A 14,567-nucleotide genomic window follows, 5' to 3' on the forward strand; every position below is an offset into this window, starting at 1 on the left:
AATCATCTTTGGGTAAATGGGCGAGATACCGTTTGACAATTTTGGGGAAGTTAGAAAATAGCATTTCAGTTGATTATTAATAATTTATAACTCTGCAATTATACATTATTGGGCCAATTTTAGCAATCTTTTCCTATCATTCAACACTTCTGATATCAGATATTATATCATTTTCAATAAGCCTTTTAAGAGCTGGTTAGAAGAAACCCTCCCAAGAAAATTTACTCTTTCTGAAATGGGCCAGAAAGCCAGTTATTGAGAACCGTTCAACATCTAAGATAGAGTGCATTGTAATTGTTGAACCAAATAGTTTTCAACTGGGAACGGCGGATTTTGTGGCTATACAATTGTTTATATGCTATAATAGGTGGCTAAACTGCCTTATGACAAAAAACAAGGTATATGATATCAGTTTTGAGCCCACCCGCAAAGCGAAACGGCTTTAAAGTTCTTCTGGTCGAAGACAATCAAGCAGAAGCCGATCTGATTGAAGAATTATTATTAGAAACAAACGTCAGTAGAGCCGAACCCCAAAGGCTATCAGTAAGTTGTACAGACCGTCTGAGCAAAGCGCAGGAACTTTTGGTCAGCGAACATTTTGATGTGATTTTACTAGACCTTTCGCTGCCAGACAGCCAAGACTTAAATACAATTGTCAAAATACAAGAATATAGTCTAAATACTCCGATTGTCGTACTGACTGCCCGCAATGATGAAGAGCTTGCCGTGCAGTCAATCCAAGCCGGAGCTCAAGATTATCTAGTCAAGCGAAAAATTGACAGCGAAGTGTTAATTAGATCGCTTCGCTACGCAGTCGAGCGACAGCACAACCAAGAAGCTTTACGAAAAAGCGAAGAAAAATATCGCTCGGTAGTCGAGAATTCTCTCGTCGGAATTGCCATTCTCGCTCCTCCTATTTCCCCCTCAGCACCAGAAAAATGCGAGTGGTTGGAAGTGAACGATGCTTTGTGCGATTTACTGGGATACGATCGCCAGGATTTTTGGCATGAGAATTGGGAAATGTGGGTTTTTCCTGAAGACTTGCAGTCTAGTTTAGAGCAGTTAAATAAAATTTTGGCAGGGCAGAGTGAAGGCTATGTTTTAGACCAAAGATGGCGCAGAAAAGATGGAAGAACCGTTTATACTAGAGTTTACCTTCGCTGTATCCGCGCCCTAGACGGCTCGATAGACCGCCTGATTAAAGTAGTCTTGGACGTGAGCGATCGCTACCGTTACGAAGCTCAATTAAAAGCATCAGAAGAGTTTTTAAATCACACGATAAATTCTACTCCCGATCCAATTTTTGTCAAAGATGAGCAGCACAAATGGATCGTTGTAAACGATGCTTTTTGCAATTTGATAGGAAAAAGGCGATCGGAACTGATTGGCCAGTCAGGATACGATTATTTACCCCCAGCACAAGCGGCTTTTTTTTGGCAACAAGACGAGCAAGTATTGCAAAGAAGTCTTGCTCAGGAAACAGAAGAATTTTTTACAGATAGCGGTGGTCAAGAACGCATTATATCTACTAAAAAAACAGTATTTAAAAAAGCCGATGGGACTAAAATGTTGGTCGGAACAATGCGAGATGTGACCGAATACAAACGCCAGCAAATTGCGTTGCAGGAAAGCGAAGCTCGATTTCAAATAATGACCGACAACGTGCCGGGAATGATTTATCAATATCGGCTTTATGTAGATGGGAAAACATCTTTTACTTACGTTTCTTCTGGCAGTTGGCAGCTCTACAATTTAAAGCCAGAAGAAATAGAAGAAAATGCCAGTTTGGCTTTTGCAACAGTTCACCCAGACGACATCTCAGACTTGCAGCGATCGATGGCAACTTCAGCGGCGACTCAGCAAGCTTGGCAACACCAGTGGCGGCAAGTTATGGGAGATCGAGTGAAATGGCTTCAAGGCGCGTCGAAGCCAGAAAAGCAAGCAAACGGCGATATAGTTTGGGACGGTTTAGTGATGGATGTTACGGAATTGAAACAAACCCAGCAAGACCGCGATCGATTTTTTAATCTCTCGCTGGATTTACTTTGCATTGCAGGTTTTGACGGCTATTTCAAACGCTTAAACCCCGCTTGGTCAAATGTATTGGGTTATAGCAGCGATGAAATCTTAGCCAAACCTTTGATAGAATTCGTCCATCCAGAAGACCTAGAAATTACTGTAGCGGAATTAGAAAAACTTAAAAAAAGCCACCCGATTATTAGCTTAGAAAACCGCTATCTTTGCCAAGATGGTACTTATAAATGGCTGTCGTGGACTGCATCGCCGTTTGCAGAAGAAGGTTTGATTTATGCCGTGGCTCGCGATGTTACATTTAGCAAGCAAGCTGAAGCTGAATTGCGTAAGAGCGCAGCCACCAACCGCGCTCTTTTAAATGCGATACCAGACATGATATTTCGCTGTCGGGCAGACGGCACTTTTGTAGACTTCAAACCTGCAAAAGATTTCGATAATATCCTACCGCAAAAAGCACTAATCGGCAAAAAAGCACAAGACATATTGCCTGCTGCTTTTGCTGACAAAATCTTGTCGGGTCATCAACAAGCGATCGCCACTGGCGAGATTCAAGTTGTAGAATATCAAATGCCCGTTAATGATGAACTGTACGATTTTGAAGCGAGAATTGTTTTCTGCACGGATGACGAAATTATCGCGATCGTCCGCGACATCACCAATCGCAAACGTTTCGAGTCAAAACTCCACAGGCAAGCAGCAGCAATGGCGGCTGCTTCCGAAGGTATCGCCATATTCAGTGCCGACAAAGAGGTGATTTATTGCAACGCAGCACGACTCAATATCTACGGTTACAACTCTCTCGAAGAAATCTTAGGTAAAAGTTGGAAAATATTCTACCAAGGTGCAGAACTGCAAAGGTTCGAGCAAGAAGTCCTGCCGACTTTAGTGCAGAAAGGTTCTTACAGCACCGAAGCAGTAGGATGCCGTCGCGACGGATCGGAAGTCCCTATAGATGTCTCGCTGACAATGCTAGCCGGCGGAGAAACTATTTGCGTTGTTCGCGATATTTCTCAAAGAAAACAAGCAGAAGCAGCACTGCGGGAAAGCCAGCGATTCGCTCAGCAAATTGCTGGGGCAATTCCTAATATTTTGTATGTTTGTGACTTAATTGAAAAAAAAAATATCTATGGGAACGCTTCTATCTACCACATTCTTGGCTATACAGTAGAGGAAATTCAGGCAATGGGGCCGTGGATGATGTCAACTTTAATCCACCCCGAAAATTTAATCAAAATGCCTGATTATTTACAGCAAGTCGAAACAGGCAGCGAAGGGGATATCTTTGAAATTGAATACAGAATTAGGCACAAGGATGGTTCTTGGCGCTGGATGGTTAGCCGAGATACTGTATTTGCCAAAACAGCAGACGGTAAGTTAAAACAAATTCTCGGCACGGCAACTGATATTACCGAAAGCAAGCAAGCAGAAGATGAAATAAAGCTGTTGCTGGCCGCAACTCAAGCTATTAGTCAGTCGGCCGATTTTCACAGCGCCCTCCCGGAAATTCTGCGGTTGCTGTGCAATGCGATCGGCTGGAATTTTGCGGAAGCTTGGATACCGACTGCTAACGGTAGTTGTTTGGAACATAGCGAAACTTGGTACGCTAGCGATCGCGATTTAGATAGGTTCGGCCGCGAAAGTAAAAGAATTAGATTCGCCGCCGGAGTGGCAGTACCTGGACGGATTTGGTCAACCAGAAATGTAGAATGGATTGAAGATATTTCTCTAGCCACAAATCATCTTTTTGCCCGATCGCAAATGGCGAAATCAGTCGGATTGAAAGCTTGTTTCGGAGTGCCAATTCACGCTAGTTCAAAGGTGCTGGCAGTTTTAGTATTCTGCAAGCGCGATCGCTCGATTATGGAACCGCGTATAGTAGAGTTGGTCAAGGCTGTAGCGACTCAGTTGGGCGATCATATTCAGCGCAAACAAGCCGAAGAAGAATTGCGTAAAAGTGAAGAACGCTGGCAGTTAGTTCTTAAAGGCAATCAAGACGGAATTTGGGATCTGAATCTTCAAACAAATGAAGCTTTTCGCTCGGCCCGCTGGCAAGAAATTATCGGTTACACAGACGGCGAAATCGACAGCACCAACAGCGCATCGATCGATCGCATCCATCCAGACGATCGCTCACGAGTGCAAGCAGCGATCCAAGGTTATCTCGATCGGCAAACCCCCAATTACGCCGCCGAATACCGCTTGCAGTGCAAAGACGGTAGCTATAAGTGGGTGCTCGCCCGCGCTCAAGCAGTGTGGGACCAAGCCGGAAACCCTCTGCGGATGGTGGGTTCGATGACGGATATTAGCGATCGCAAAGCAGCAGAATTAGCTTTACTGCAGGTCACTCAAGCCGTAGAAAGTACCAGCGATGCGATCGTGATCGCCGACTTGAAAGGGCGGTCTATTTATCACAATCAAGCCTTTATTCAGCGCTACGGCTACACAGTGGAAGAACTCAATAATCTTGGCGATATGACCGCGCTGTATGTCCGGCATAAAAATTACAAACAAATCTATAAAAGCCTTCGCAAAGGTCGCTCTTGGTGTGGCGAAGTTGCACTGCAAACTAAGAGCAACGAAGCAGTAACGGCTCTGGTGCGAGCCGACAGTATTCAAGATATTCATAGTAATTCAATCGGCTTAATTGCAGTAATTACTGATATCACAAAACGCAAAGAATCTGAATTATTTTTGCAACAGAAGTTAAAGCGCGAACAGTTGGCAGTAGCCATGTTGGAACGCATTAGATATTCTCTAAATCTTGAAGAAATTTTAACCAAAAGTGTCGAAGAAGTGCGTCATTTTTTGCAAGTAGACCGCACTATTATTTATCAATTCAATCCTGATTGGAGCGGGTTTATCGCTGTTGAGTCGGTTGCCGAAAATGTTCGACCAATTGTAGGAATGGAAATTTATGACCCCTGTTTCGGGGCAGCCTACGTTCATCTTTACCAAGACGGTAGAATTAGAGCCATAGAAGATGTTCACAATGCGGGCCTAGCCGACTGCCACTTGGGTTTGTTGACTCGGCTAGACGTGAGAGCGAATCTGGTAGTGCCGATTTTGCAAGGCGAAAACTTGTGGGGGCTGTTAATTGCCCACCACTGCACGGGCCCGCGTCCCTGGCAACAATTGGAGGGAGAGTGCCTAAAACAATTGGGGGTGCAGTTGGCGATCGCCATTCAGCAATCGATGCTATTTGAACAAGCACAAACCGAAATTGCCGATCGCAAACTTGCAGAAGCCGCCCTGCAATTAGCAAAAGAAGCCGCCGAATCCGCCAACCGCGCTAAAAGCGACTTTCTCGCGAACATGAGCCACGAATTGCGGACGCCTTTGAACGGGATTTTGGGATACATTCAACTGCTAAAAGTCGATAAAAACTTTACCGCCGATCAACAGGAAAGTCTTAACAACATTCACCAGTGTGGCAACCACCTGCTGATGCTGATTAATGATGTTTTAGACCTCTCAAAAATCGAAGCTAGTAAAATGGATCTGTCTCTGACAAACCTGCATTTTTCCAGTTTTGTTAAAAGTATTATTGATTTGTTCCAGATGCGCTCTGCTCAAAAAGGAATTGCCTTTAATTACGAGCAGGTGTCAGCGCTGCCAGATGGCATTTTGGCAGACGAAAAAAGGTTGCGTCAAGTTTTGATTAATTTGCTCAGCAATGCCGTTAAGTTTACGAACAGCGGCAGCGTTACATTCAAAGTCGGTTATGCAGAAAATTTCCCCGATAATTATCCTCAAACCAACTGTGGAAATTATAGTTGCACAGCGGAAATTGCTACTCAAACGATCAATTTGACCGCGAATTTAGACGCGGAGCAAATGTCGTCGCTCCCGCCGCTAGGAACAACACAAGCGCGCGGGGTGATAACAGCAGAAAATATCGGCGCTCGTGCCCCTACCCCTAAAATTCGCTTTCAAATCGAAGATACCGGCATTGGCATTTCTCAGAATAAATTAGAAGAAATATTTTTGCCTTTTCATCAAGTGGGCGATCATAACAATTTCGTCGAAGGTACGGGACTGGGACTTTCCATCAGCCAAAAATTAGTCAAAATGATGGGCAGCCAAATTCGCGTCCAAAGTACCTCCGGCAAAGGCAGCATATTTTGGTTGGATCTAGACTTACCCGCAGTCGCGCAGTGTTCTGAACTCCCCTCCCGGCAAGAAAAAAGGCGGCTTGTAGGTTTTACCGGCCCCCAGCGGAAAGTGCTAATAGTGGACGATCACGAAGTACATCGCGCCATGTTGCACAGGCTGCTTGTTCATTTAGGCTTTGAAATTGCACAAGCTACAGACGGCGAAGACTGCTTGCACAAAGCACAGGAATTTCTACCGGATATAATTTTAATGGATTTGCTGATGCCCGTAATGAACGGTTGGGAAGCTACCAGGCGGCTGCGACAGTTGCCGGAATTAAAAGATACGGTTATCCTTGCTTTGTCCGCTAACGTTTACGAGACTACCAAGCAAGAGAGCATACTTGCAGGTTGCGATAATTTTCTCACCAAGCCGATTCAAACTAACGAGCTTTTAGAATTATTGCGCCTGCATTTGAGACTAGAATGGGTTTACGAAGAAGGATCGCAAACCAAAAAGCGGACTGATCAAACTGCAAAAGCATCTTCTGAGATTGCTGGTGCTGACTCAACGATGGTGTCTCCTGCCTCAGAGTCAGTCTTGGCGTTGTTAAGATTGGCTGCAATGGGCGATATTGAAGCTATTCTGGAAGAAACGGCTAAACTCGAACATTCTGAGCCGACATTAGTGCCTTTCGTTCATCACCTGCGCCAACTTGCTAAAGGATTTCAGCTCAAGAAAATTCGAGATTTTTTGAAGCAACATTTGTCCTAAAATTGACGATAGCTAACAGACAACTCAAAATCCGTTAAATCTCTGATCTTGCACCATTGTCAGCAACAGGCTTCCCGGCTTGTTCCACAGAGACTGAATTTCTTGTGGGGAGTAGGGGTTGGACCCCAGATCCCGCCCACAAAAGAAAAGAGTGATTGCCAATAAAGGCATCTATGAAACAACCGGATTTCTAGATCCGCAGAAAATCACTTGAATCCGATTTAAACTCACAAACCACAACTCAAAAGTCTAAAATTTGAATATTTCCCTTGAATATGAACGATAAGAATTCCGAAAGAAGCATCATACAAATTGTCGATGACAACCAAACAAATCTTGACGTACTTTTCGAGTTGTTAAGGAATTACGGGTTTAAAGTATTAGTGGCTCTAGACGGCGAAAGTGCGATCGAGCAAATTGACTACATCCATCCCGACTTGATTCTTTTGGATATCATGATGCCAGGAATTGACGGTTTTGAAACTTGCCGCCGTTTGAAAGCAGACCAGTCAACGCAAGATATTCCCATCATATTTATGAGCGCCCTTTCCGATACGCCTGATAAAGTAAAAGGCTTTCAGACAGGAGCAGTTGACTACATCACTAAGCCTTTCCAGCACGAAGAAGTTTTGAGCCGGATTCAAACCCACTTGACAATCCGCAGCTTGCAAAAAAAACTCGAAGAAAAAAACCTCGAACTTGCCCACCTCAACCAAAACCTTGAAAGACTTGTTGAACAAAAAACCAAGCAATTAATAAACCAGGAAAAAACAGCCATCATCGGACGTTTGACTCAGGGCATGGTTCACAACCTCAAAAGTCCCCTGCAAGTGATCCAGACTAGCGTCGATTTGATTGAAACAAAAGCCACACAAATTCAAGAAGACTCTCTGTTTAACTATACTAAGTATATTTTTCAAGCTGTCACAAAAATCAATCAGATCATGGATACTCTGATGATGAAAAGCCGCAACGAGCAAAAGCAAGATTTGCACCCGGTGAATATCAACGATTTAGTGCAGCGAGAAATTCAGCTATTGGAAGGCAACCTATATTTTAAAAATAAAATTAGAAAAAAATACTTTTATGACGAAGAAATTGACAGCATTCCATTAATTTATTCCTATCTTTCTCAAGTATTTTATAATTTAATTAATAATGCAATGGATGCTATGTGGGAAAAGAAAAGCAGAGAAATAACTATCGTGACGCGGCAAGATGACTCGAACATATACATGGATATTGCAGATACGGGATGCGGCATATCATCTGAAGATTTGCCAAAACTTTTTGATCCTTTTTACACATCCAAGCCGCCTAAAGGCGAGGCAAAAACGGAAGGTGAACCAACAGGAACAGGTCTAGGACTTTATACTTGTATTGAACTTTTAAAACCTTTTAACGGTGAAATTGCTATTAGCAGCAATGTCGGTCAAGGCAGCGTGTTTACAGTTGTGCTGCCCAAACCGCAGACAAATTGAGCGACTCAACTGAGTTAACTTGTGTCGGGTTAGACAACCATAATTAAGTTTGTAATTAAATTTGTAGCATGGAATGCAAGTCTTGGTTACTCGCTCAAGAGAGGACTTGCATTGCTCAATACAAACAAGCGCTAATTGCGGGCAATTAACCGGACACAATCTCAGAGCGGATTTTGTAAATTAACGGTAATTCTCCTAGCTTAGTAAGACTATTCCAAAAACAAATATTTTAACTTTAGGCAAGCTTTAAACGGCTATTTAAAATCTAAATTTTCAAAGGCTATCAGCAATGCCAATCCTGATTAATCCGCGTTCTTTTGATTTGCCTCTTGCTATTCCCCTGCCAAAAGTTGTAAATTAAAATAGAGTTGAGTTGCAATATTTGTAAGACTATGATAATTTTGGGCCACTAGGTTTGGGGCCAGGCGGACAACTTGCAGCGAACAACTCAATTCTACAAATAAATCTGGGTGGTCTGCAAGCACACAGCGCACTCTAAAGCGTGTGCTTCAAGTTCCCCAATGATCAGCTAGGTAGCTGCATCCGCTGCTGATTTTTTTATTCCTAAACAATAGCAAAAGGATACCCGTAAAAAAAATGCTAGTTTACGCAACAGCCAAACCGCGATAGTCATCAGTCATCAGTCATTCCAAATCTAAAATCTAAAATCTAAAATCTAAAATGGTATGACATCTGTGTTTGAGTCAACTTTAACGCTTGGTTTAAAAATTCTTTTAGTAGAAGATTGTGCCGAAGATGCAGAGTTCATTCAAGAACTGCTGTCTGAACCCCAACTAGGACACTTAATTGATGTGACCAATGTAGTTCGCTTTCGGGAAGCGATAGAAATTTTAAGGGAGCAAATTTTTGATGTAATTTTATTAGATATTTCACTTCCTGACAGCCCAAAATTTAATACTTTTTTCCGACTTCAAGATTGCGGTATCAATACTCCGATCGTCATTCTGACAGCGGCCGATGACGAAGAACTGGCTGTCGAGTTAATTGCCGCCGGCGCCCAAGATTATCTGGTGAAAAGACAGGTAGACAGCCGGCTGCTGGTACGGACGCTCAGGTGCGCGATCGCCCGCCAGAAACGGCAAGCAGAATGGCAAAAAAGTCAAGAAAAATACCAGCAGGTTGTTGACAATATCAAAGAAGTTGTTTTTGAAACAAATACTGCGGGCAATTGGACTTTTCTCAATCCGGCTTGGACGGAAATTACCGGATTTACCGTTGATGAAAGCTTAGGAACTTCCTGTTTGAGTTACATTCATTCTGAGGATCAATACCAATATTTAAATTCGTTGACAGGTTTGAGCGAAAATCAAGAAACATCCAATTGCTATCAAATTCGATATCTTACAAAAAATGGCGAAATTCGGTGGGTAGAAGTGCAAGAATTTTTTATTTGGGGCGGGAACGGCGAGGCGCAGGGGACGACAGGAACTATCAATGATATTACAGAAAAAATTTTAGCACTTTCCGAACTCGATGCTAGTAAAAAGTTTTTGAATTATACAATCGATGCAGTGGCAGACCCACTTTTTGTCAAGGATGAACAGCACCGCTGGATACTGTTAAATGATGCTTTTTGCAAGCTGATCGGGAAGCAGCGCGAGGAACTGCTGGGCAAGTCGGATTATGACTTTTTCCCAAGACAAGAAGCTGAGATTTTTTGGCAGAATGACGAACAAGTTTTTAGGACGGGGGAAGAAAACGAGAGCGAGGAAATATTTACGGACGGCCGCGGTGCAAAGCACATTTTGTCTACTAAAAAAACTGTATTTGAAAATAGCGATGGCAGTAAAAATCTCGTCGGGATAATTCGAGATATCACTGAGGATAGGCGCAAACAATTAGCGCAGCAAGAAAGCGAAGCTAGACTTCGGCAACTTGCAGCCAATTTACCGGGAATAATTTATCAATTTCGTCTCTCAATCGACGGTAAAAAAAGTTTCCCTTATATTTCTTCTGGCAGCCGCGATTTATATGAATTGGAGCCAGAAAATATTCAGCAAGATCCTCAACTATTTTTTAGTTTTATTCATCCAGATGACCGTCAACAATTTGAAGACTCTATTGCTGTTTCTGCGGCAAATATGCAGCCATGGCAGCAGGAATGGCGGGCGATTGTACCGTCGGGAAAACTTAAGTGGATGCAAGGGGTTTCGAGACCGGAACGAGTTGATTATCCCACGGAAATAGGGCAGGAAGGGGATATAGTTTGGGAAGGCATGGTGCTGGATATTACTGATTTAAAACAGGCCGAAGCCGCTTTGCGGGAGAGCGAAGCCAGATTTCGATCGCTCGTTGAGAATATCCCCGGCGCTATCTGCCGCAGCTTGTACGATGCTGAGTGGACGATGGTATTTATTAGCGATGAAATTGAGGTAATTAGTGGGTATCCTGCGGGGGATTTTATTCGCAATAACGGCTTGAGTTTTGCGACCATTGTCCACGAGGCAGACAAGGAAATGGTCGATCGACAAATCAGCGCAGCAGTAGAGTCGAAACAGCCGTACAATCTAGAATACCGGATTGTTCGCGATGACGGGGCGGTGCGGTGGATGTCGGAAAGAGGTAGGCCAACTTACAATCTAGAAGGGCTAGTTTTGTGGCTCGACAGAGCGATTTTTGATATTACCGATCGCAAACAAGCCGAACTGACTCTGTGCCTGGTAACTCAAGCTGTAGACAGCGCTAGTGATGCGATCGCGATCGCAGATTTAGACGGTTATTCCGTTTATCATAATCAAGCATTTATTCAGCGCTACGGCTATACAGTGGAGGAACTAAATAATGCCGGCGGCCCAGCAGTAATGTACCCCAAATCTCAAGACTTGAGAAAGTTATTTAGGGTGCTGCGGAAAGGTTTTTCCTGGGAAAGTGAAATTGAAATCAAGAGTAAAAATGGCGATATTATAGAAACTTTCTTGCGAGCTAACTGCATTAAAGATAGCGCTAGGCAACCGATAGGAATGATAGCCATAATTGCCGACCTCACAGAAAGAAAACGCACCGAATCGGCATTAAAACTCAGTCAAGAGCGATTACAGTTGGCGGTTTCCGGCAGCTCTTTGGGGCTGTGGGATTGGAATATAGCTACTGGCGAAACTTATTTCGACTTTTATTGGAAATCAATGCTAGGCTATGCAGAAACCGAAATTGAAAATAACCTCAAATGTTGGGAAACTTTGCTGCATCCCGAAGACCGAGTGAAGGTAATGGAATGTTTAAATTCCTATTTGGAAGGTGAGACTGATATCTATGAATTTGAATTTCGGATGCTCAATAAAGCGGGCAATTGGCAGTGGATTCTGGCGATGGGCAAGGTAGTCGAGTACGACGAATGGGGTACGCCACTGCGGATAACAGGCACTCACAAAGATATCAGCGCCCGCGTTGCAGCAGAAGCCGAAAAAACGCAGTTGATCGCATCTTTGCAACAACTTGCCGAACAGTTGCAAGCAGCGCAAAAAATAGCCCGCATCGGCAATTGGGAATTTGATAGGGAGACAGGAGTTATTACTTGGTCGGAAGAACTGTTTCGAGTTTACGGTCGAGAATTGAATCGGCCGCCGACAATGGAAGAACTTTTAGAGCAAATTCATGCCGATGACAAAGAAAGGTTTGCAGAAGTTGTACAAAAAGCAGTGACTGAAGGAACAGCTTACGACATCGACCACCGCATCTATTTTCCATCAGGAGAAATTAGGCACGTTAACGCTAAAGGAAAAGCTGTTAAAAATGAGTTGGGTCAGGTGGTGCGGCTGTGTGGCACGGCAATGGACATTAGCCATCGCAAAAAAGCAGAAATTGCTTTACAAGAAAGCGAACAGCGATTTCGAGCTGTATTTGAACAAGCGGCGATTGGCATTGTCAAAGTGTGGCGCGACGGTCAATTTTTGAATGCAAATCAAGGGTTTTGCAATATTGTCTGCTACTCAGAATTAGAGCTAAAATCGCGAAATGTTGGGGACATTTCTCACCCCGAAGATGTAGCAGCAGATGTCGAGTCGCGCGACAGACTGTTAGCTGGGGAAATTTTTAATTATTCTATTGAAAAACGCTTTATTCGCAAAGACGGTTCATTTGTTTGGACTAATATGACTGTATCTTTAGTGCGGGATGGGTTTGGGGAACCTAGCTATGTAATTGCTGTGATTGAAGATATTAGCACTCGCAAACTTGCCGAGGCTATCTTGCGCCAGCAATTAAAGCGCGAACGCCTGGTGGTAAAAATGCTGGAGCGCATTCGCTCTTCTCTCAATTTAGAAGAAATTTTGACAAACACTGTTGCTGAAGTACGGCACTTTTTGCAAACAGATCGGACAGTTATTTATCGCTTTAATCCCGATTGGAGCGGTTTTATAACTGTCGAGTCTGTGGGCGAAAATTGGCAGTCGATTCAAGGAATAACTATTAAAGATTCCTGCTTTGAAGACAGCTCTGCTTCTGCTTACGAAGACGGTCGCCCTCTAGCTGTGCATGATATTTACAAAGCAGGTCTTTCCCTGTGCTACATTAATTTATTAAGTCAATTTCAGGTGCGAGCTAATTTGGTAGTGCCGATTTTGCAAGGCGAGAAGTTGTGGGGCTTATTGATTGCCCACGAGTGCGCGGGCCCCCGCCACTGGCTGGAAATTGAGGTCGAGTGTCTCAAACAAATTAGCGTGCAGTTGGCGATCGCGATCCAGCAATCAATGCTGTTTGAGCAAGCACAAAGTGAAATTGCCGATCGCAAACAAGCCGAGTCAGCTTTGCAGGAATCGGAAGCGCGAGAACGTTCAAAAGCGCTAGAGTTAGAAGCAGCTATTAACAAACTCCGAACGACTCAAGCTCAGCTCGTTCAAAATGAAAAAATGGTGAGCTTGGGTCAGTTAGTTGCTGGTGTTGCTCACGAAATTAATAACCCTGTTAGCTTTATTCACGGCAATCTCAATCCCGCTCGTAATTACACTTTAGATTTGCTGGAATTGATTAAAGTTTACCAGCATTACTGTCCTCATCCTCCGGCCCAAGTCTTGGAGAAAATTGATGAAATAGACTTGGATTATATTGCTGAGGATTTCCCGAAATTGTTTAATTCGATGCAAGTAGGAACCGAGCGAATTGTCGAGATTGTAAAATCGTTGCGTAATTTTTCCCGATTGGACGAGTCCGCTGGGAAGTCGGTTAACATTCACGAGGGAATTGATAGCACTTTGATGATTTTGCAAAATCGGTTAAAATCTCACAGCAGTCATGGAGAAATTCAGATAGTTAAAGATTACCAACTATTGCCACAAATTGAATGTTTTCCTGGCGAGTTGAATCAGGTATTTATGAATATTTTGATTAATGCGATCGATGCTTTGGAAGAACGGGACAAGCAGCGTTCGATCGAGGAGTGCGATCGACATCCCAGCACGATCGCTATTCGCAGTTATCAGGTGGCTGCCGGCTTCGTAGCGGTATCGATTGCCGACAACGGGGGGGGGATACCAGAGTCAGTGCGATCGAGGCTGTTTGACCCGTTTTTCACAACTAAACCTGTGGGCAAGGGCACGGGTTTGGGACTGTCGATTTCTCACTCGATTATCGTCGATCGCCACGGCGGCCGATTGAGCTGTATTTCGACATTGGGTGAGGGAGCGGAGTTTTTGATTGAAATTCCAGTGCGGCCGAATTTAACTGGTAGGAATTCAAATTTGGGGCAATAAATTAGCAATTGGTAATTTGTAATTTGGAAGCGGAAATGGGTAAAATATCACATTTTGCACCATTCTCAAGAACAGGCAAGATGCCTGTTCCACAAGAAAATTTACTCTTTGTGGAACAGGCATCTTGCCTGTTCCTAAACAAGTAATTGAGAATGGTGCAACATCTCAGTAATATCAAATACCGTAACATCGGAATTATACCCTGCAAGCGAGCATTATCCTTGCTCCGGGTCACTCGATCGCATCGCGCTGGCAGTGCACTCAGAAAATTATTATTCTGATGCAAAGGTCAACAATACAGGGCTGTTTCATTCTCCGTAGGGGCCGCGCCCCCGTGCCGGCCCTCTTGGTCTGATCAGCCGATCGAATCGTCTAGGTCGGGGGTAGGCACGGGGAGTAGGGGTCGCACTACCCCTACAAAATTCATGTTTTTGGTGAGAATGAAACAGCCCTGGTCAACAATATGAGTTATGAGTTGTGA

Annotated in this window: 4 protein-coding genes; 3 read left to right on the forward strand and 1 reads right to left on the reverse strand. The window is 43.8% G+C overall.

Annotated features, from left to right (window positions below):
- The first annotated feature begins 402 nt into the window (after window positions 1–402).
- The 3 genes from QUB20_RS18985 to QUB20_RS18995 all read left to right on the forward strand — a co-directional run bounded on the left by QUB20_RS18985 (window position 403) and on the right by QUB20_RS18995 (window position 14,086).
- Window positions 403–6,900, forward strand: coding sequence for a PAS domain S-box protein (locus tag QUB20_RS18985; RefSeq protein WP_333248387.1), 6,498 nt, complete (start codon window positions 403–405; stop codon window positions 6,898–6,900).
- Between the two features lie 275 nt (window positions 6,901–7,175).
- Window positions 7,176–8,381, forward strand: coding sequence for a hybrid sensor histidine kinase/response regulator (locus tag QUB20_RS18990; protein WP_333248385.1), 1,206 nt, complete (start codon window positions 7,176–7,178; stop codon window positions 8,379–8,381).
- 686 nt (window positions 8,382–9,067) lie between these two features.
- A complete protein-coding gene (locus QUB20_RS18995) occupies window positions 9,068–14,086 on the forward strand; it encodes a PAS domain S-box protein (RefSeq protein WP_333248383.1) in 5,019 nt (1,672 codons plus the stop codon).
- Here the strand turns inward: QUB20_RS18995 and QUB20_RS19000 are convergent.
- On the reverse strand, window positions 14,069–14,209 hold the full coding sequence (locus QUB20_RS19000) for a hypothetical protein (protein ID WP_333291572.1): 141 nt from the start codon (window positions 14,207–14,209) through the stop codon (window positions 14,069–14,071). The two genes, QUB20_RS18995 and QUB20_RS19000, sit on opposite strands and share 18 nt — an antisense overlap.
- Between the last annotated feature and the right edge of the window lie 358 nt (window positions 14,210–14,567).

This window comes from Microcoleus sp. B4-C2 (assembly GCF_036705265.1).
GTDB lineage: Bacteria > Cyanobacteriota > Cyanobacteriia > Cyanobacteriales > Microcoleaceae > Microcoleus.